Origin of the sequence: Halomonas sp. DN3 (genome assembly GCF_024137905.1) — a bacterium.
Classification (GTDB): Bacteria; Pseudomonadota; Gammaproteobacteria; order Pseudomonadales; family Halomonadaceae; genus Halomonas; species Halomonas litopenaei.
This window is the reverse complement of sequence record NZ_CP099965.1, coordinates 4,703,674-4,721,838: the sequence shown is the minus strand read 5'-3', so window position 1 is coordinate 4,721,838 and position 18,165 is coordinate 4,703,674. Positions and strand designations below refer to the sequence as shown.

The following is an 18,165-nucleotide window of genomic DNA, read 5'->3' as shown; positions in this document are numbered from 1 at the left end:
ATGACCGTGCACGGCCTGCTGCATCCCGTGGCGCGTCTGGTCTCGCGCCTGTGCCTGGCGCTGGCCGGCATCGGCGCCGCCATGCTGGCGGCGCTGGTCGCCTACTCGGTGTTCATGCGCTGGGTGGTGGGGGCACCGCCCCACTGGGCCGAAGAGCTGCCCCAGCTGGTGCTGGTGTGGACCGCGCTGCTGGCCGGGGTGGCCTGCACCTACAAGCGCAGCCACCTGAGCGCCGGACTGATGCCGCTGCTGGTGAGTTCCCCTGCCATTCGCCGGCTGATCACCCGGGCCACCGACCTGCTGCTGCTGGTGATGCTGCTGTTGCTGGCCAAGGCCGGCTGGGACCTGGCCTGGTTGACCATGAGCCAGACCACCACGGCGCTGCAACTGCCTGCGGGGCTGGTGTATCTGTCGGTGCCGGTGTGCTGCGCCGGCATGGCGCTGGCGCAGTGTGACCATCTGCTGGCGCGCCAGCCGCTGCCACAGGAGGGCGACGCATGACCCTTGGTGCCTTGACCCTGGTGGGCGTCTTCGCCCTGGCGATCCTGATCGACATTCCCATCGCCTTCGGCCTGATCCTGGCGGTGCTGTCCTATCTGCTGATGTTCGGCGCGGCGCCGATGATGGTCTCCGCTCAGCAGTTCGTGGCGGGCATGGAGAGCTTCACCCTGCTGGCCATTCCGCTGTTCGTGATGGCCGCCCAGTTGATGAATCACGCCGGGCTGACCCAGCGTCTGGTGCGCCTGTGCATGGCGCTGGTGGGCGACATCCGCGGCGGCCTGGCGGTGGTCGCGGTGCTGGCCTGCATGATGTTCGGGGCGCTGTCAGGCTCCGGTGTGGCCGACGTCATCGCCATCGGCAGCATGCTGCTGCCGGCGATGCAGCGCAGCGGCTATCACCGCGGCTTCAGCAGCGCCCTGGTGGGCACCGCCAGCTCCATCGGCACGGTGATCCCGCCGAGCATCGTGATGATCGTCTACGGCACCACCTCCAACACCTCGGTGGGCAAGCTGTTCATGGGCGGCGTGATCCCCGGCTTGCTGCTGACCCTGGCGCTGGTGGGGGTGGCCATCTATGTGTCACGCCGCAACGGCTGGTCCGGCGGTACCCGGCCCGAGCCCGGCGAGCGCAAACGTGCCTTTATCGCCGCCCTGCCGGCGCTGCTGGTGCCGGTGCTGATCATCGGTGGCATCCGCTTCGGCGTCTTCACCCCCACCGAAGCCGCCGCCTCGGCCATCGTCTATGCGCTGATCGTCGGCACCCTGGTCTATCGCAGTCTGAGCCTTCGGGACATCGTCGACAGCGTCATCGCCACCGCGGAGACCTCCGGCGCCATCCTGGTCATCATCGGTGCCGCCGGCATGTTCGCCTGGGGCCTGACCTACGAACAGGTGCCCCAGGCCATCGCCACACTGATCGGCGAGATCACCGACAGCCGCTATGGCGTACTGCTGCTGCTGACCGTGGTGTTGCTGGTGCTCGGCTCCTTCATGGAAAGCATCGCCATCATCATCATCGTCACCCCCATCGTCATGCCGCTGCTGGTGCAGTACGGCATCGACCCGGTGCACTTCGGGGTGCTGCTGACGGTGAACCTGGCGATCGGCGCCAACACCCCGCCGCTGGGGGTCGACCTGATGGCCGCCTGCCGCATCGCCGGAATCAGTGTGATGGAGTCGTTGCGCTACCTGGGACTGATGCTCGGGGCGATGGTCGCGGTACTGCTGCTGATCACCTTCGTGCCCGACATCGTGCTGTTCCTGCCGAATCTGATGGAGTGACCCATGGCGTCCTTGATTCCGACTCCTTCGTCCCTGGCCCAGTGTCGCAGCTGGTTGTTCGTGCCGGGGCATGACCCGGCACGCCTGGACCACGCGCTGGACAGTGGCGCCGAGGCCATCATCGTCGACCTGGAGGAGTTCACCCCGGACGCCGATCGCCGCCAGGCCTGCGACGACTTTGTCGCCTTCGCCGAGCGCTGCCGGCAGCACCAGCGGCTTCCCATGGCGCGCATCAACCCGCTGACCCAGGGCGGCAAGGGCGAGCTGGCGGCGCTGATGCGGGCACGACCAGCGGCCATCTTCCTGCCCCAGGTCGAGTCCTCCATGGACATCGTGCTGCTGGCCCTGGCACTGGCCCGCGAAGAGCGTCGCGTCGGCCTCGAACAGGGCTGTACCGCGCTGATACCGACGCTGGAGAGCGCCGCCGGTGTGGGCGCCGCAGCGGAGATCCTCAAGGCAAGCCCAAGGGTGAGCGCGGCGCTTCTCGGCAGTGGCGATCTGTCGCGTGACCTGGGCGTCGCCGCCGACGCCGAGCCAGGCGAGCGGGCCAGCGTCCTGGCGCCCTGGCGCCAGCGCTTCGTCGACGCCTGCGCCAAGGCCGAGTGCCTGGCCATCGACGGCCCCTGGCCTTACCGAGAGGGCTTCGAGCAAGACCTCGAGTGGGCCATGGCGCGGGGCTTTCGTGCCCGCTGCGTGGTGCTGCCCGAACAGATCGCCCCGCTGCACCGCGCCCTGACAGACGCCTGAACCGCCTTCACCACCAACAACGATATCGAGAACCCTGACATGAGCCTGCCAGCCTCCACGCTTTCGCCAACCACGTCCCTTGCGCGCCGTAATGGCGGCCAGATCCTGATGGACCAGCTGCGCGCCCACGGCGCCCGCCGGGTCTTCCTGGTGCCGGGGGAAAGCTATCTGCCCTGCATCGACGCCCTCAACGAGCATCGGGGCGCCATCGAGCCCATCGTCTGCCGTCAGGAAAGCGGCGCCGCCTACATGGCCGAGGCTTACGGCAAGCTGACCAACGAGCCGGGCATCTGCTTCGTGACCCGTGGCCCGGGGGCTACCAACGCCTCCATCGGGGTACATACCGCCTTTCAGGACTCGACCCCGATGATCCTGTTCATCGGCCAGGTAGGGAACGACTTCGTCGAGCGCGAGGCCTTTCAGGAGATCGACTACCGCCGCATGTTCGGCCCCATGGCCAAGTGGGTCGCCCAGATCGACGCCACCGACCGTATCCCCGAGTACATCGCCCGGGCCTATCGCGTCGCCACCAGCGGGCGTCCCGGTCCGGTGGTGCTGGCGTTGCCGGAAGACACCCTGTGGGGCGAGGCCGAGGTGGCCGACGCCCAGCCCATGGCCAAGCTGCATTCCCACCCCGGCGCGGCTCAGCTCGAGGCGCTCAAGGCGCGTCTGGCCGAGGCCGAGCGGCCCTTCCTGCTGATCGGTGGCAGCGGTTGGACGGCACAGGCTCAGGCCCAGATGGCGGCCTTCGCCGAACGTTTCGAGCTGCCGGTGGGGGTGGCCTGGCGGCGGCTCGAGTGCTTCGACCAGCGCGACCCGCGCTTTGTCGGCCACGTCGGCTTCGCCATGGACGACGCCCTGCGCGAGCGGCTTGAGCACAGCGACCTGCTGATCGCCGTCGGCACCCGCATGGGCGAGGCCACCAGCGAAGGCTACTCGTGGATCCAGTCGCCGACCCCGCGTCAGACGCTGGTGCACGTCTACCCGGATCCCGAAGAGCTGGGCCGGGTCTACCATGCCGAGCTTGCCATCAACGCCGACGTGGTGGGCTTCGCCGCCGCCCTGGACGGGCTGGCGCCGGACACCTCACCGCGCTGGGCCGATCAGACGCGCGCCGCGCGCGCCGACTACCTGGCGACGCTTGAGCCCCAGCCGGCCCCGGGGCCGCTGAGTCTCGACAAGGTCGCCGCCAGCGTCGATCGTCGCCTGGATGGCCAGGGCTGCATCAGCGTGGGGGCCGGCAACTATGCGCTGTACGCCCACCGCTACGTGCGCTTTGCCGGGCTCGGCAGCTCGCTGGCGCCGACGGTGGGCTCCATGGGCTACGGCCTGCCGGCGGCGATCTCGTTCAAGCTCGAGCACCCCGACCGCCCGGCGGTTTGCTTCGCTGGTGACGGCTGTTTCCAGATGAACCTGCAGGAGTTGGGGGTGGCGCTGCAGTACGATGTCGGCCTAGTGATCCTTCTGTTCAACAACGGCATGTGGGGTACCATCCGTGCCCACCAGGAAAACGACTTCCCCGGCCGCGAGATCGCCCTGACCTTCACCAACCCGGCCTTCACCACCCTGGTCGAGTCCTACGGTGGCCTGGGCGAGATCGTCGAGCGTGACGAGGACTTCGACGCCGCCTTCGAGCGCGCCCTGGCCTTCGCCGAGCGTGAACGCCGCCCGGCGCTGATCGAATTGCGCTACGAGGCCGACGGCATCGCCCCGGGCAAGCGCCTGAGCGCCATCCGCGAGGCTGCCCTGGCGCGTTGAACAGGCTGCCCTATGGCGTATCGTCAAAGGCGAGGGGCGCCTGGGCGGCGTCGGCCACGTCGATACCGGTGGTCAGGCGGTGCTCCATGGGCACCTTGGCCATGCTGGTGAGGAAGAACTCGATAAAGGTCGTCTCCGCCACGCTGGCGCGGCCTTCGCGGTGCCACATCAGGTGCAGGTCGATGTCGGCCACGCCGTCGTAGGGTGGCAGCGGCCACAGCTCGCCGTCCGCCACCTGCCGAGCCACCAGGTGCTCCGGCAGGCAGCCGATGCCCCAGCCTGCCATGACCATGCGCTGGATTTCCTGCAGACGACTGGACTGCCCTACCACCGGGCCCTTGAGGCCGTGCTGGGCGCGGAACACCGCCAGCGGCGACAGCACCCCGTCGAGCTGCTCGCTGCCAAAGGACACGTAGGCCTCCTGCTTGAGTTCTTCCATGGGCAGGCTGTCGCGGCCGAACAGGCGGTGGCTGCGCCCGCAGTACAGCCGATAGCGCTGGCGCGCCAGCACCTGACTGTCGAGGTTGTCCGGGCAGCTCTGTGCCAGGCAGATACCCAGCGCGCTCTGGCGCTGTGACAGGGCGTGCTGCACCTCCTGGCTCGACATGTCCTCGATTTCGAAGGTGATCTGCGGATAGCGACGATGGAAGGCCGCCAGCACGCTGTCGAGAAAGCGACACTGGATACCGGTGATAAAGGCCAGCGAGACGTGGCCGGCCACCTCCGGGTCCGACTCCCCCACAGAGGCCGCCAGGCGTGCCACATTGGCGTAGATATCCACCGCCTCGCGGTACACCAGCTGACCCGCCTGGGTCACCCGAAAGCGATGGCTGTCGCGCTCGATCAGCTTCTGGCCCAGCCGTTCTTCCAGCCGTTTCAGCGACAGACTCACCGCCGGCTGAGACAGGTACAGGCGCACCGCCGCCTTGCTCACGCTCTCTTCCTGCACGATGACGATAAAGGTCCGCAGCAGGTTCCAGTCCAGGGTGTCGTGAATCGGCCGCATCACCGGCTCCTTTCATTTCTGTCAGCAAGAGGCGCCCGTGCGGACGATGTGTCCTCGCCGAAGGCGCCCTGATGTTGGCCTGTGTATGGTTGGCCAAGCTGTTGTCAGAGAATACACCCTCGGCCGTTGCCGGGCATGGGTTACCTCCAGCCAGCTTCGGCCTGGTCGAGGGTAACCGGCCAGGCGAGTCGATCCCTTCTTGCTGGAAAGAGCTGTTCTTCTGCTGGAAGGTGGCCGATATGGTGTCGAAATTGTCGCCTGTGGCAATAACGACGATGGAGCTGGGTGGGCGTCTATACGAAAGAGGGTGTTTAATATAGGTCGTTGTATTATATGGTTTATCAGGCGTTATTGGGATTTTATCTCATCATGTTTTGCGTAAAATACTTCGAGATAAAAGCCCTTTAATACGAGATTTTTCACAAGATAGTGCTCTTTATTTTTCTGTTTTTTATATTTTAATTTTGTTGTATAAATTCTGTAAATTCTACATATTAAAAATCGAAAAACTCGATCGGTGCCTTTCCATTGACCCCGGTGTGTCGGCCTGACTAGATTGAAGTGGTATCGAAGATCCTTCTGCCGGACGCATCCCGCCTCGGCCACGGATGATAACAACCATAAACGCGAGGAAGACCATGAATCGCTCCCTGTCCCGACTCTCCCGCTCCATCCTGACCGTGTCCGCGCTGTCGCTGTCTGCCCTGTCGCTGTCGGCGCTGTCACCCGATGCCCAGGCCACCGATCTGCGCATGCTGTCGAGCTACGACCTGACCTCGGCCTACACCCGCGAAGTCGCCCAGCGCTACATCGACAAGGTCCAGGACGCCAGCGACGGCGAGGTCTCCATCAGCCTCAATGGCCCCGACGTGGTGCCGCCGTTCGAACAGCTGCAGCCGGTCTCGGTGGGGGTGTTCGATCTGCTCTACACCCACGGCGCCTACCACACCAACACCACCGGTGTCGGTGCGGCCATGGACGGGGTCTTCGTCGATCCTGCCAAGACCCGCGAGTCCGGCCTGTGGGACTTCATCGACAGCCACTACAACGAGCTCGGCCTGAAGCTTCTGGCGATTCCGCCGCTCGGCTCCAGCGGTTTCCAGTACGTGCTCAAGGAGCCCATCGAAGGCTCGCCGGGCCTCGAGGGACGTCGTCTGCGCGGCAGCCCCACCTACACCAACGTGACCCAGGGCCTGGGTGGCACGCCGGTGCTGATGTCCAGCGGCGACGTCTACTCCTCGCTGGATCGTAACGTCATCGACGGCGCCGCCTGGGGCCTCAACGGCGTCGAGGATCTTGGCTGGCACGAGGTGGCGGGCTACTTCTCCAAGCCCACCTTCGGCCAGACCTACACCTACCTGCTGATGAACCTCGACACCTTCAATGGCCTCAGCGAGCAGGAGCAGTCGGTGCTGCTGGCCCAGGGTGAGGCGCTGGAAAGCGAGATCGCCGGGGTGCTCGACGAACTGGCGGTCGAGGAATGGGCGCGCCTGCGGGAGCTCGGCATGCACGAAACCGAGTTCGCCCCGGAAGACGCCGAGCGTCTCGACGAACTGGTGACCGAAGGCATCTGGCAGCTCGGCCTCGACAAGTCGCCGGAGGCGGTGGCCAAGATGCGCGAGATCGCCGAAAGCAACGACATGACCCCCTGATCGGATCGCTCCCATGCTGGCTACCCTTGCCCGTTGGCACGATGGCCTCACGCGATTCGGCTTCTACCTCGGCGGTGCCACCCTGTGTGGCATCGTCGTGTGTTTCTGGATCGAAGTGGTGGCCCGCTACTTCTTCAACGCCCCGACCCTATGGTCGAGCTCCATCGTCGCCTACTGTCTGTGCCTGTCGGCCAGCCTGGCCATGCCGGAACTCGCCCGGACCCGTGGGCACATCGCCATCAGCGTGCTGCAGGACAGCCTGCCCGCCGCCCGGCGGCAGGGCTTCGAGCGCTTCACCTCGCTGCTGACCGCGGCGGTGTGCGCGCTGGCGGCCTGGATGCTGATCAGCGAGAGCCTTCGCCAGTTTGCCAGCGGCACCACCACCGCCATGGGGCTCGATATCCCCAAGGTGTGGGTGTCGAGCTTTATCGGCTACGGCTTTTCCAATACCGCGCTGCACTTTCTGCGGCGCGCGCTGCTGCCCGCCACCGTCGAGTGGCCCAGCGACAGTCCACGGCAGGAGGCGTAGACGATGGAGTGGTATGTCACCCTGGGCCTGGCCATCGCCCTGCTGATGGGGCTGTTCGCCCTCGGCGTGCCGGTGTTCGTGGCCTTTCTAGCGATCAACGTGGCCGGCACCTTCTGGCTGATGGGCAGCGCCGGCTTCGGCCTGTTCGCCAACAGCGTCTATGACACCGTCACCTCGGAGACGCTGACCACCATCGCGCTGTTCGTGTTGATGGGCGAGCTGCTGTTCCGCTCGGGCTCCATCGACGTCATCTTCGACTCCCTCGATACCCTGATGGGGCGCATCAAGGGCCGTCTGTACTTCTTCGTGGTGGCCCTGTCGACGCTGTTCGGCGCGCTGTCCGGCTCGGCCCTGGCGGTGACCGCCATGCTCAGCCGTTCGGCGCTGCCGACCATGCAGCAGCGTGGCTACGACGACCGCCTGTCGATCGGCCTGATCCTCGGCGGTGCCGGCCTTGCACCGATCATCCCGCCGAGCCTACTGGTGATCATCATCGGCTCCATGGTCGACGTCTCCATCGCTCGCCTTTTGATCGCCGGCATCATCCCGGGCATCCTGCTGGCCGGGTTGTTCGTGACCTACGTGGTGGTGCGCATGATGCTGGACCCGTCGCGGGCACCGGCGGTGGACGACTCGGGCGGTGGCAACTGGCGCCAGCGCGGTCGGGCGCTGGCCAACATGGCGCCGTTCTCGATCATCATCTTCTCGGTGCTGGGGTTGATGATGCTGGGGGTGGCGACGCCGTCGGAATCCGCCGCCACCGGCGTGCTCGGCGCCATTCTGGTGGCCTTCTACTACCGCAAGTTCAGCCTCAAGATGGCCGGCCAGGCGCTGCTGTCGTCGCTGTCGATCAGCGCCATGATAATCACCATCCTGGCCTGCTCCAAGCTGTTCAGTCAGCTTCTGTCCTTTACCGGGGCCACCTCCGGGCTGGTGGCCGCCGCCACCGCCATGGACCTGGACACCGGCCTGATGCTGCTGCTGTTGATGCTGATCCCGCTGATCGCCTGCATGTTCATCGACCAGATCGCCTTCATGATGGTGGTCATCCCGATCTACGCCCCGCTGGTCAAGGCCTACGGCTTCGATCCGGTGTGGTTCTGGACGCTGTTTCTGATCAACCTGGCGGTGGGCAGCCTGACCCCGCCGTTCGGCTACAACCTGTTCGCGGTCAAGGGCGGGGCACCCTCGGTGACCATGCCGACCATCTACGCCGCCGCCTGGCCGATCGTGCTGTGCTTCCTGTTCGGCATGCTGATGCTGTACTGGGTGCCGGGCCTGATCACCTGGCTGCCGAGCCTGATATAAGGAAAAACGCTGTGTACACCATCGCCGACCTGCCCGCCCCGCTGGACCCCGCCCGCCGTCAGCGGCTGCTCGAGTGCGAGACCGCCACCATCGGCCACTTCCGCGAAGAGGGCTTTATCGACCCCGAGATTCGCTGCCAGCTCGACGCGGTGCGGGTGGCCGGGGTCGCCGTGACCCTGTCGCTGCCGCCAGGAGACGGCACCCTGCTCAACCACGCCATGCGCCTGTTGCGTCCCGGCGATGTGCTGGTGATCGATCGCCAGGGCGATCGTCGTCACGCCTGCTGGGGCGGGGTGCTGACCGAAGTCGGCTCGCACCTGGGACTGGCCGGGGTGATCATCGACGGCACCGCCACTGACCTTGCGACCCTGCGCGCCAAGCGCTTCCCGGTGTGGAGCCGCGGCGTCTCGTCGCTGACCACCAAGCTCGCCGACCAGGGCGGCGCCATGAACCTGCCGGTCAGCGTCGGTGGGGTGGTGGTATCCGCCGGCGACGTGGTGCTGGCCGACGAGAACGGCGTGGTGGTACTGCCGCCATCGGAGGTCGACGCGGTGATCGACCACACCCTGGAACTGCAACGCCAGGAAGAACGCATCCTTGAGCGACTGGCCCAGGGTGAGTGTCTACCGGACATAAGCGGCGCAAGTGCTATTGTCGAGAGCCGGCTGACGCCGTCGAACTGACATTGGTCTCTCCTGCACGACCAACAGGCCAAAAAAAACCGCCCCGAAGGGCGGTGGCATGTGTCCTGTGTCGGGGATGCGCTGAAGTGATGTCGACCGTCGTCAAGCAGGGTGCCGTGACACACCATCGTGATGCTACGGCGTACTGGTGAACGGCGATCAATAGACCAAAAAAAACCGCCCCGAAGGGCGGCAGGCTAGTCACGACCTTCCTGGTCGTGGACACCGCGGCCAGGGAAGCCAGACGGTGTCTTCAGGGAACATAGCTTTGTCGTGGTCGAGGGCTCGACCTTACTGACGAATCAGGTAGTCGAAGGCGCCGAGGGCGGCGGTGGCACCTGCCCCCACGGCGATGACGATCTGCTTGTAGGGCACGGTGGTGACGTCGCCGGCGGCGAAGATGCCGGGGACCGAGGTCATGCCGTGGGCATCGGTGATGATCTCGCCGCGTTCGGACAGCTCGATCGGCGAGTCCTTGAGCCATTCGGTGTTGGGCACCAGGCCGATCTGCACGAACACACCTTCCAGCTCGACCTGCTTGAGCTCGCCGCTGGCGCGCTCTTCATAGCTCAGGCCGGTGACGCGGTTGCCGTCGCCGTTGATCTCGGTGGTGCGGGCGCCGGAGATGATCTCGACGTTGGGCAGACTGCGCAGCTTCTTCTGCAGCACGGCGTCGGCACGCAGCTCGTCCATGAACTCGAACAGGGTCACGTGGGCGACGATGCCGGCCAGGTCGATGGCCGCCTCGACGCCGGAATTGCCGCCGCCGATGACCGCGACGCGCTTGCCCTTGAACAGCGGGCCGTCGCAGTGCGGGCAGTAGGCCACGCCGCGGTTGCGGTACTCGGCCTCGCCGGGCACGTTCATCTCGCGCCAGCGGGCGCCGGTGGCCAGGATCAGCGTCTTGGCGCGCAGGCTGGCGCCGGAGGCGAAGCGCACCTCGTGCTCACCGCCCGGCTCGCTCGACGGCACCAGAGCTTCTGCACGCTGCAGGTTCATGATGTCGACGTCGTACTGCTTGACGTGCTCTTCAAGCGCGGTGGCAAGCTTGGGCCCTTCGGTCTCCTGCACCGAGATGAAGTTCTCGATGGCCATGGTGTCGAGCACCTGGCCGCCGAAGCGCTCGGCGGCGACGCCGGTGCGGATACCCTTGCGCGCGGCATAGATGGAGGCAGCTGCGCCGGCGGGACCGCCACCGATGGTCAGCACTTCGAAGGACTCCTTGGCGCTGATCTTCTCGGCTTCACGCTTTTCGGCGCCGGTGTCGACCTTGGCCAGGATCTGCTCGAGGGTCATGCGGCCCTGGTCGAAGGGCTCGCCGTTGAGGTAGACACTCGGCACCGACATGATCTCGCGGGCCTCGACCTCGTCCTGGAACAGGGCGCCGTCGATGGCGTCGTGGGAGATCCGCGGATTGAGGATGGCCATCAGGTTCAGCGCCTGGACCACGTCCGGGCAGTTCTGGCAGGACAGCGAGAAGTAGGTCTCGAAGTGCATGTCCGCGTCCAGCGCCTGGATCTGTTCGATTACCTCGTCGCTGGCCTTGGGCGGATGCCCACCCACTTGCAGAAGCGCCAGCACCAGCGAGGTGAACTCGTGGCCCATGGGGATGCCGGCGAACACCACCCCGGTGGGGGCGCCATCACGGTAAAGGGCGAACGACGGCGCGCGTGCGTCCTTGCCTTCGGTGGACAGGCTGATGTGGTCGCTGAGCGCGGCGATGTCGCTGAGCAGGCCGTGGAGTTCCCTGGACTTGTCGCCGTCATCGAGGGTGGCGACAAGCTCGAAGGGGCGGGTGACACGTTCGAGATAGGCTTTCAGCTGTTGCTTGAGAGAGTCGTCCAACATGACAGCGGCAATCCTGATAAAAATCGGAAAATGGTGGTTTGCGGCAGGGGGCGTAGTGCCGGTATCGGCGAACTGGCCGATCATTGGGCCGCAGAATCCCCACCTGGCCCCTCAATCACTGAAGAGGACCCGATCTCGCATAAGCGACTGGTAGGACGACCGAGACCAACGACCCGGTGGGGAAAAGGGTGTCACCTCGGGGGTGACGGGCGCCTCTGATGAGGCGCCGTGACTGCGACAAGGGACACTAAGGCTGAGTCAGCCAGCCTTGGCGCAGTCACATCTTGCTCAAGACACTTTCGGTCAAGTGTCAGATCTGGCGGACAAGTGCCAGATCTTGCGGGCAAGGCTTAGATCTTGCCGACGAGGTCCAGGGACGGCGCCAGGGTCTCTTCGCCTTCCTTCCACTTGGCCGGGCACACCTCGTTGGGGTGGGCGGCGACGTACTGGGCGGCCTTGACCTTGCGCAGCAGCTCTTCGGCGTTGCGGCCGATGTTGCCGGCGTTGATCTCGACGATCTGGATCTTGCCCTCGGGGTCGATGACGAAGGTGCCACGCTCGGCCAGGCCGTCTTCCTCGATCAGCACCTCGAAGTTGCGCGAGATGGTCAGGGTCGGGTCGGCGATCATCGGGAACTGCAGCTTGCCGATGGTCTCGGAGCTGTCGTGCCAGGCCTTGTGGGTGAAGTGGGTGTCGGTGGAGACGCTGTAGATCTCGACGCCCAGCTTCTTGAACTCTTCGTAGTTGTCCGCCAGGTCACCAAGCTCGGTCGGGCAGACGAAGGTGAAGTCGGCCGGGTAGAAGAAGACGATGCTCCACTGGCCTTTCATGTCGTCGCTAGAGACGTCGACGAACTCGCCGTTGTGGTAAGCGGTGGCCTTGAACGGCTTGACTTCGGTGTTGATCAGGGACATTCCCGTCTCCTTTGAGCGATGGGTGTATTGTCTGAAGACAGGGCTCACCTTACGCAGAAACGAGCAATTGGATAAATTGAATGGTCCGATAATCCTGATAAGAGATGGCTATGGGGTGGCTGTTCCCTCTAGTCGGCCGATCTTTCTAACCTGCCGTTTTGCCAGTGGTTTTCTTCGTTCGCTTTCTTCGCTGAGTTGTCGGAGCGGCTCAGTGCTCGCTTAATCGCGCGCGCAGTCGGCTCACCGCCTGGCTATGGATCTGGCACACCCGGGACTCGCTGACTCCCAGCACGGCGCCGATCTCCTTGAGGTTGAGCTCCTCCTGGTAGTAGAGCGCCATCAGCAGTTTTTCCCGCTCGGGCAGCTCGGCGATGGCGGCGACCAGCGCCTCGCGGCGTTCGCCGTCGAGCAGTTCGGCCAGCGGCGCCATGCCGATCTGATCGCTGAAGCGATGCTCGTTGCCTTCGGCGAGCAATTCCTCGAAGGGCATCAGCTGGCCGTTGTTGACGTCGCTCAACAGGCGTCGGTAGCTGACCAGGTCCATGTCCAGCGCCTCGGCGATCTCGTGTTCCTCCGGGGGGCGGCCGAGGCGCTGCTGCAGCTCGCGGGTGGCCTCGTCCAGTGCCCGGGCCTGGCGGCGTACGCTGCGCGGCAGCCAGTCGCGGCTGCGCAGTTCGTCGAGCATGGCGCCGCGCACCCGCTGGCTGGCGAAGGTCGTGAACTGGGCGCCCTGGCTTGCATCGAAGCGCCCCAGCGCCTCCAGCAGGCCGACGATGCCGGCCTGGATCAGGTCATCCAGGTCGACCCCGGCGGGCAGCTTGACCTGCAGCGCCAGGGCCTGGCGACGCACCATGGGGAGGTAGGCTTCGAGCTGGGACTGATGCTCCATTCTGCCTTGTGCGGTGTACATGGCACTTTCCTCTGGGACAGCCTCAACGGTGGTTGACGATCACGCTCATGCCCTCGACAACGAGCGGCGACTCACCATCCAGGAGACGGAAACGAAAGACGAAGGGGCCGGCGGCGTCGAGGCCGGCGAAGTGTTCGGTGCTGCCGTGGGCGGCCTTCAGGCGCAGGCAGCGCTGTCCATGGCACAGGCGACCCTGCAGGCGGGCGCCAGGCGCTGCGTGGTAGCGCCACACCACCCGCTCGATCACACCCTCGACGCTGGCGGAGGGCGGCGTCAGCGGTCGCGACGCCTGGTCGAGCTGGCTCGAGGCGACGGTCATGCGCGGGGCGCTGGCGGTCCAGGCACCGGGGAAGGCCTGGGCGCCGCTGGCGATCAGCCACAGCGCCAGCAGGGCGAGCGCCGCCAGGCGTCTCGGCGTAATCCGGGTTCTCCGGGCAAGGATCAAGGCTGGGAGCATGGTCAGATCCCCCCGACCTGATGGGTGACGCGCAGCATGCGGTCGTCGGGAATCTCGGCCTGGGACATCACCACCAGGTGGCGCAGTCGACGGCGCAGGAAGCGTGCCAGCACCGGGCGCAGGCTCGGGGTGACCACCAGCACCGGCGGCTCGCCGGTGGCCTCGTGGCGGCCCAGCGCCGCCTCGGTCTGGTCCATCAGGGTCTGGGCCAGGCCCGGTTCCAGGGCGCCGTTGCCGTTCATGGCCTGGTGCAGCACCTGTTCGAGCTGGGGCTCAAGGCCGATGACGTTGAGCGATTCCTGGCCGGCGAACCACTGCTGGGTGATAGCGCGGCCAAGCGCGATGCGCACCAGGGCGGTCAGCTCGGTGGGGTCCTGCTGATGGGGCGCGTGCTCGGCCAGGGTGTCGAGGATGCTGCGCAGATCGCGGATCGACACGTCCTCGTCCAGCAACTGCTGCAGTACCCGGGTGAAGGCGGTCAGCGACAGCGCCTTGGGCACCACCTCCTCGACCAGCGACTTCTGCTCCGCGCTGAGCTTGTCGAGCAGCTTCTGCACCTCCTGGCGCCCCAGCATCTCGGAGGCGTGGCGGTGCAACAGGTGGTTCAGGTGGGTGGCGACCACGGTGCTGGCGTCGACCACGGTGTAGCCGTAGACCTGGGCGCGTTCGCGCTGGCTGGCGTCGATCCACACCGCCGGCAGGCCGAAGGCCGGGTCCTGGGTCGGGGTGCCGTCCAGCTCGCCTGACACCTGGCCGGGGTCGATGGCCAGCCAGCGCCCGGGCCAGGCCTCGGCGCGGCCGATCTCGGCGCCCTTCAGGGTGACCCGGTAGGTGGAGGCCTCCAGCTCCAGGTTGTCGCGGATATGCACCACCGGTGGCAGGAAGCCTACCTCCTGGGCGAACTTCTTGCGCACGCTCTTGATCCGGCCAAGCAGCTCGCCCTGCTGGCGTGCGTCGACCAGCGGAATCAGCCGGTGGCCGACCTCCAGGCCCAGGGTATCGACCAGCTGGACGTCGTCCCAGCTCGCCTCCGGGGCTTCCGGGGGTGGCGCCGGGGCGGCGCTTTCCTGCTCTTCGACCAGGCGCTTCTCGGACTGGCGGGTCAGCCACCAGGCCAGGGTCCCCAGCAGCACTGTAAACAGCAGGAACACCAGGTTGGGCATCCCCGGCACCAGGCCCAGCAGGCCCATCACCCCGGCCGCCAGGATCAGCACCTTGGGATTGACGAACAGCTGGCTGATCATCTGCTGGCCGACGTCCTGATCGGTGTTGACCCGGGACACCGTGACGCCGGCGGCGGTAGAGATCACCAGCGCCGGGATCTGGGCCACCAGTCCGTCGCCGATGGTCAGCAGGATGTAGGTGCGGGCGGCGTCGGAGAAGGCCATGTCGTACTGCATCAGGCCGATCATCAGTCCGCCCAGCACGTTGACCACCATGATGATCAAGCCGGCCATGGCGTCGCCACGCACGAACTTGCTAGCGCCGTCCATGGAACCGTAGAAGTCGGCCTCCTGGGCCACTTCGGCGCGCCGTCGCTTGGCGTCTTCCTCGCCGATAAGACCGGCGTTGAGGTCGGCGTCGATGGCCATCTGCTTGCCCGGCATGGCGTCGAGCATGAAGCGTGCGCCCACTTCGGCGATGCGCCCGGCGCCCTTGGTGATGACCATGAAGTTGATGATCACCAGGATCAGGAACACCACCAGACCCACCGCGAAGTTGCCGCCGACCAGAAACTGGCCGAAGGCCTCGATGACCTTGCCGGCGGCGTCGCCGCCTTCGTGGCCATTCATCAGCACCACCCGGGTGGAGGCCACGTTGAGCGATAGCCGCAGAAGGGTGGTGAACAGCAGCACCGCTGGGAAGGCGGCGAAGTCCAGCGGCTTTTCAGTGAACATGCTGACCAGCAGCACCATCACCGCCAGGGCGATGTTGAAGGTAAACAGCACATCCAGGGCGAAGGGCGGCAGCGGCAGGATCATCATCGCCAGGATCATGATGATCAACAGCGGGCCGGCCAGCACCTTCATCGGGATCTCGGCCATCCAGTCGCGGCGGGTCAGGTACTGGGACAACGGCTTCATCCGTGGTCTCCCGCCGGGCTGGCGATGGCGCTGTGGTCAGGCGCTGGGGTCATGGTTGTCTCTCGTCTGCTGTCACATTGCGCTCTGGCGTGGAGGCGGCCACGGCCAGCTCGGCCGGCACCTGGATGGATTCTGGGGCGGGCGGCGGCGCCTCGCCTTCGCTGGCGGCGCGCTTGAGGCCGAAGGCCCAGGCCAGCACCTCGGCCACCGCGGTGTAGAGCTCCATGGGAATCTCGCGATCCAGGTCCACGTGGCGGTACAGGGTGCGCGCCAGGGGCGGCGCCTCGAGTAGTGGCACGCCGGCCTCGCCGGCCAGCTCGCGGATGCGCGCGGCCACCGCGTCGGCGCCCTTGGCGACGACCCGTGGTGCGCCCATGCTGCCTTCGCGGTAGCTCAGCGCCACCGCGTAGTGGGTGGGGTTGGTGACCACCACGTCGGCGTCGGGCACCTGGCTCATCATGCGGCCCCGGGCCATGGCCTGCTGCTGCTGGCGGATGCGGCCCTTGACCTGGGGGTCGCCCTCGGACTCCTTGTGCTCCTGCTTGATCTCTTCCTTGCTCATGCGCAGCTTCTTGGCGTGGCTCCATAGCTGGTAGGGCACGTCGATCAGGATCACCACCACCAGGGTCAGCACCATCAGCGCGCTGGCCTCGGCGGCCAGCTTCATCGATGCCGCCAGCGCCGCGGCGATGGGCAATTCCATCAGGCTCAGCGCCTCGCCCCGGTGCAGGTAGACGAAGCCCAGGCCGACGCCGCCCACCAGCACCGACTTGGCGATGGCCTTGCCCAGCTCCGCCAGGGCGTGGGTGGAGAACATGCGCTTGAGGCCCTTGACCGGGTTGAGTTTCGAGGCCTGGGGCTTGAGCGCCTTGGCCGACACCAGCCAGCCGCCGAGCAGTGCCGGCGCCACCAGCGCGATCAGGGTCAGCAGCAGAAACAGCGGAATCAGGCTGAGCAGGGTGCGACTGCCCAGGTCCAGCGCCTGGGACAGCATCGGCATGGTTTCCATGGCCTCGCGGCGCTCGAACAGGAAGGCCTGCTCCATCACGCTGCCCAGCTGGCCGTAGAGCATGTCACCCATGGACCACAGCCCGACCACGCCGCCGAGCAGCAGCATGAAGGTGGCGAGTTCCCGCGAACGCGCTACCTGGCCCTCCTCGCGCGCCTTCTCAAGGCGTCGCGGGGTGGCCTCTTCGGTCTTTTCCTGATCGCTGGAGCTGTCGGCCATGGGGGATCAACGGGCACAAGTTCTGGTATGGCCCATTGTCCCTTGGGCAGGCCAGTTCAAAGGCCCGAAAAGGTGACGAGAAAGAGGGCTTACCCCCTGATGGGGGAAGCCCTGTGTGATCCCGGGAAGGGAAGGAAGGCGCGCGGCCCTCTGCGAGGCGGCTAGAAACCCAGTTCGTCGAGCAGGTCGTCGACCTGGTCCTGGCTCGCCACCACGTCGCTGCTCTCAGGCTTGACCTGGGGGCCGTTGAGCAACGAATCCTCGTTGCGCCGGCGCAGGCTGTCACGGGCCTCGCTCTCGGGCACGCTGTCGATCAGAACCTGCACCAGCTGGTCCTCGATCTCGCGGATGACGTCCATCATGCGCTTGATCACCTGGCCGGTCAGGTCCTGGAAGTCCTGGGCCATCAGGATCTCCAAAAGCTCCTTCTGGGTGGCCTGGGTGTTCTCCGGCACCATCGTCAGGTAGGCACGGGTGTCGCTGACCAGGTCGCGGGCCTCGTCGAGCTCCTTGGGGGCGTCAAACCACTGCTGCCAGCGATCGTCCAGCGCCTTGGCGTGTTCGCTCAGACTATCCTGCAGCGGCTGGGCGCGGTCGATGGCGTTGAGCGAGCGTTCTGCCGCCTGTTCGGTCATGGTGGCGACGTAGCTGAGGCGGTCACGGGCGTCGGGGATGGCCTCTGCGGCCTTTTCGATCTCCTTGTCCAGGCCCAGCTCGCGCATGCTTTCACGCAGCATGCGGGTCAGTTGGCCGATGCGCTGGACCAGGTCGTCGCCCTGGGCGTTGGGCCCGGTTGCGGCGCTGGCGATCTGCTGTTGTGTCATCGTTGTCTCCTCGTGGCGCCAGGGCGTCACATACCGAGCTTTTCGAAGATCTTGTTGAGTTTTTCTTCGAGGGTGGCGGCGGTGAACGGCTTGACCACGTAGCCGTTGGCGCCGGCTTGCGCCGCGGCGATGATGTTTTCCTTCTTGGCCTCGGCGGTCACCATCAGGACCGGCAGTGACTTCAGGGTATCGTCGCCACGGATGGCCTTGAGCATCTCCAGGCCGTCCAGGTTGGGCATGTTCCAGTCGGAGACCACGAAGTCGAAACCGCCTTCACGCAGTTTTGCCAGGCCGTCCTGGCCGTCCTCGGCCTCTTCCACATTGGTGAAGCCCAGCTCCTTGAGCAGGCTGCGCACGATGCGGCGCATGGTGGGAAAGTCGTCCACCACCAGGATGCGCATGTTCTTGTCGGCCATTGATACGGGTCCTCGTCGTC

Annotated in this window: 17 protein-coding genes; 8 read left to right on the top strand and 9 right to left on the bottom strand. The window is 66.0% G+C overall.

Going from position 1 to position 18,165, the window contains the following annotated elements; translation table 11 throughout:
- The 4 genes from NKF27_RS20330 to NKF27_RS20315 are packed head-to-tail and all read left to right on the top strand — an operon-like array spanning window position 1 to window position 4,286.
- Complete coding sequence (locus NKF27_RS20330) at window positions 1-501, top strand: TRAP transporter small permease (protein WP_253556522.1); 501 nt, start codon at window positions 1-3, stop codon at window positions 499-501.
- Window positions 498-1,781 carry a TRAP transporter large permease gene (locus tag NKF27_RS20325; protein WP_045992098.1) on the top strand — a complete coding sequence of 428 codons (1,284 nt, stop codon included), beginning with the start codon at window positions 498-500 and terminating at the stop codon, window positions 1,779-1,781. Before NKF27_RS20330 ends, NKF27_RS20325 begins: the two co-directional genes overlap by 4 nt.
- A gap of 3 nt (window positions 1,782-1,784) precedes the next feature.
- Window positions 1,785-2,528 (top strand): CoA ester lyase, encoded by a 744-nt coding sequence (locus NKF27_RS20320; protein WP_253554658.1) that lies wholly within the window; start codon window positions 1,785-1,787, stop codon window positions 2,526-2,528.
- Window positions 2,529-2,567: 39 nt separating this feature from the next.
- Complete coding sequence (locus tag NKF27_RS20315) at window positions 2,568-4,286, top strand: thiamine pyrophosphate-binding protein (protein WP_253554655.1); 1,719 nt, start codon at window positions 2,568-2,570, stop codon at window positions 4,284-4,286.
- Window positions 4,287-4,296: 10 nt separating this feature from the next.
- Here NKF27_RS20315 and NKF27_RS20310 read toward each other — a convergent pair whose 3' ends face one another.
- Window positions 4,297-5,292 (bottom strand): LysR family transcriptional regulator, encoded by a 996-nt coding sequence (locus NKF27_RS20310; RefSeq protein ID WP_045992342.1) that lies wholly within the window; start codon window positions 5,290-5,292, stop codon window positions 4,297-4,299.
- Window positions 5,293-5,930: 638 nt separating this feature from the next.
- On the opposite strand from NKF27_RS20310, the gene dctP reads away from it, so the two are divergent.
- Genes dctP through NKF27_RS20290 form a run of 4 tightly spaced genes read left to right on the top strand, consistent with a single transcriptional unit; the run spans window position 5,931 to window position 9,464 of the window.
- Window positions 5,931-6,944, top strand: coding sequence for a TRAP transporter substrate-binding protein DctP (dctP, locus tag NKF27_RS20305; protein WP_253554652.1), 1,014 nt, complete (start codon window positions 5,931-5,933; stop codon window positions 6,942-6,944).
- A 13-nt stretch (window positions 6,945-6,957) separates the two neighbouring features.
- On the top strand, window positions 6,958-7,473 hold the full coding sequence (locus NKF27_RS20300) for a TRAP transporter small permease (RefSeq protein ID WP_253554650.1): 516 nt from the start codon (window positions 6,958-6,960) through the stop codon (window positions 7,471-7,473).
- Between the two features lie 3 nt (window positions 7,474-7,476).
- On the top strand, window positions 7,477-8,781 hold the full coding sequence (locus NKF27_RS20295) for a TRAP transporter large permease subunit (protein ID WP_253554648.1): 1,305 nt from the start codon (window positions 7,477-7,479) through the stop codon (window positions 8,779-8,781).
- 11 nt (window positions 8,782-8,792) lie between these two features.
- Window positions 8,793-9,464: an RraA family protein gene (locus tag NKF27_RS20290; RefSeq protein ID WP_253554647.1), complete on the top strand. Its 672-nt coding sequence runs from the start codon at window positions 8,793-8,795 to the stop codon at window positions 9,462-9,464.
- Between the two features lie 291 nt (window positions 9,465-9,755).
- On the opposite strand, the gene ahpF is transcribed toward NKF27_RS20290, so the two are convergent.
- The 8 genes from ahpF to cheY form a co-directional block, all read right to left on the bottom strand.
- The gene (gene ahpF / locus NKF27_RS20285; protein WP_253554646.1) at window positions 9,756-11,312 is read right to left on the bottom strand and encodes an alkyl hydroperoxide reductase subunit F; all 1,557 of its coding nucleotides are present in this window, start codon (window positions 11,310-11,312) and stop codon (window positions 9,756-9,758) included.
- Between the two features lie 350 nt (window positions 11,313-11,662).
- Window positions 11,663-12,226 carry an alkyl hydroperoxide reductase subunit C gene (gene ahpC / locus NKF27_RS20280; protein ID WP_045992348.1) on the bottom strand — a complete coding sequence of 188 codons (564 nt, stop codon included), beginning with the start codon at window positions 12,224-12,226 and terminating at the stop codon, window positions 11,663-11,665.
- Window positions 12,227-12,434: 208 nt separating this feature from the next.
- A complete protein-coding gene (locus tag NKF27_RS20275; protein ID WP_108132021.1) occupies window positions 12,435-13,136 on the bottom strand; it encodes an RNA polymerase sigma factor FliA in 702 nt (233 codons plus the stop codon).
- A gap of 22 nt (window positions 13,137-13,158) precedes the next feature.
- The gene (locus NKF27_RS20270) at window positions 13,159-13,593 is read right to left on the bottom strand and encodes a flagellar protein FlhE (protein WP_253554645.1); all 435 of its coding nucleotides are present in this window, start codon (window positions 13,591-13,593) and stop codon (window positions 13,159-13,161) included.
- A gap of 2 nt (window positions 13,594-13,595) precedes the next feature.
- Window positions 13,596-15,677, bottom strand: a complete 2,082-nt coding sequence (flhA, locus tag NKF27_RS20265; RefSeq protein WP_253554644.1) for a flagellar biosynthesis protein FlhA — start codon at window positions 15,675-15,677, stop codon at window positions 13,596-13,598.
- A gap of 49 nt (window positions 15,678-15,726) precedes the next feature.
- Window positions 15,727-16,905, bottom strand: coding sequence for a flagellar biosynthesis protein FlhB (gene flhB, locus NKF27_RS20260; RefSeq protein WP_253554643.1), 1,179 nt, complete (start codon window positions 16,903-16,905; stop codon window positions 15,727-15,729).
- Window positions 16,906-17,066: 161 nt separating this feature from the next.
- Complete coding sequence (gene cheZ, locus NKF27_RS20255) at window positions 17,067-17,729, bottom strand: protein phosphatase CheZ (RefSeq protein WP_253554642.1); 663 nt, start codon at window positions 17,727-17,729, stop codon at window positions 17,067-17,069.
- A gap of 26 nt (window positions 17,730-17,755) precedes the next feature.
- Window positions 17,756-18,145: a chemotaxis response regulator CheY gene (cheY, locus tag NKF27_RS20250; RefSeq protein ID WP_253554640.1), complete on the bottom strand. Its 390-nt coding sequence runs from the start codon at window positions 18,143-18,145 to the stop codon at window positions 17,756-17,758.
- Window positions 18,146-18,165 lie beyond the last annotated feature (20 nt).

What these genes read in the sequence shown, in the direction of transcription:
- NKF27_RS20315 (WP_253554655.1), top strand. Translation starts at nt 2,568, where the DNA reads ATGAGCCTGCCAGCCTCCACGCTTTCGCCAACCACGTCCCTTGCGCGC.
- NKF27_RS20320 (WP_253554658.1), top strand. Translation starts at nt 1,785, where the DNA reads ATGGCGTCCTTGATTCCGACTCCTTCGTCCCTGGCCCAGTGTCGCAGC.
- NKF27_RS20275 (WP_108132021.1), bottom strand. Translation starts at nt 13,136, where the DNA reads ATGTACACCGCACAAGGCAGAATGGAGCATCAGTCCCAGCTCGAAGCC.
- ahpF (WP_253554646.1), bottom strand. Translation starts at nt 11,312, where the DNA reads ATGTTGGACGACTCTCTCAAGCAACAGCTGAAAGCCTATCTCGAACGT.
- ahpC (WP_045992348.1), bottom strand. Translation starts at nt 12,226, where the DNA reads ATGTCCCTGATCAACACCGAAGTCAAGCCGTTCAAGGCCACCGCTTAC.
- cheZ (WP_253554642.1), bottom strand. Translation starts at nt 17,729, where the DNA reads ATGACACAACAGCAGATCGCCAGCGCCGCAACCGGGCCCAACGCCCAG.
- NKF27_RS20270 (WP_253554645.1), bottom strand. Translation starts at nt 13,593, where the DNA reads ATGCTCCCAGCCTTGATCCTTGCCCGGAGAACCCGGATTACGCCGAGA.
- flhA (WP_253554644.1), bottom strand. Translation starts at nt 15,677, where the DNA reads ATGAAGCCGTTGTCCCAGTACCTGACCCGCCGCGACTGGATGGCCGAG.
- dctP (WP_253554652.1), top strand. Translation starts at nt 5,931, where the DNA reads ATGAATCGCTCCCTGTCCCGACTCTCCCGCTCCATCCTGACCGTGTCC.
- NKF27_RS20330 (WP_253556522.1), top strand. Translation starts at nt 1, where the DNA reads ATGACCGTGCACGGCCTGCTGCATCCCGTGGCGCGTCTGGTCTCGCGC.
- NKF27_RS20295 (WP_253554648.1), top strand. Translation starts at nt 7,477, where the DNA reads ATGGAGTGGTATGTCACCCTGGGCCTGGCCATCGCCCTGCTGATGGGG.
- cheY (WP_253554640.1), bottom strand. Translation starts at nt 18,145, where the DNA reads ATGGCCGACAAGAACATGCGCATCCTGGTGGTGGACGACTTTCCCACC.
- flhB (WP_253554643.1), bottom strand. Translation starts at nt 16,905, where the DNA reads ATGGCCGACAGCTCCAGCGATCAGGAAAAGACCGAAGAGGCCACCCCG.
- NKF27_RS20300 (WP_253554650.1), top strand. Translation starts at nt 6,958, where the DNA reads ATGCTGGCTACCCTTGCCCGTTGGCACGATGGCCTCACGCGATTCGGC.
- NKF27_RS20310 (WP_045992342.1), bottom strand. Translation starts at nt 5,292, where the DNA reads ATGCGGCCGATTCACGACACCCTGGACTGGAACCTGCTGCGGACCTTT.
- NKF27_RS20325 (WP_045992098.1), top strand. Translation starts at nt 498, where the DNA reads ATGACCCTTGGTGCCTTGACCCTGGTGGGCGTCTTCGCCCTGGCGATC.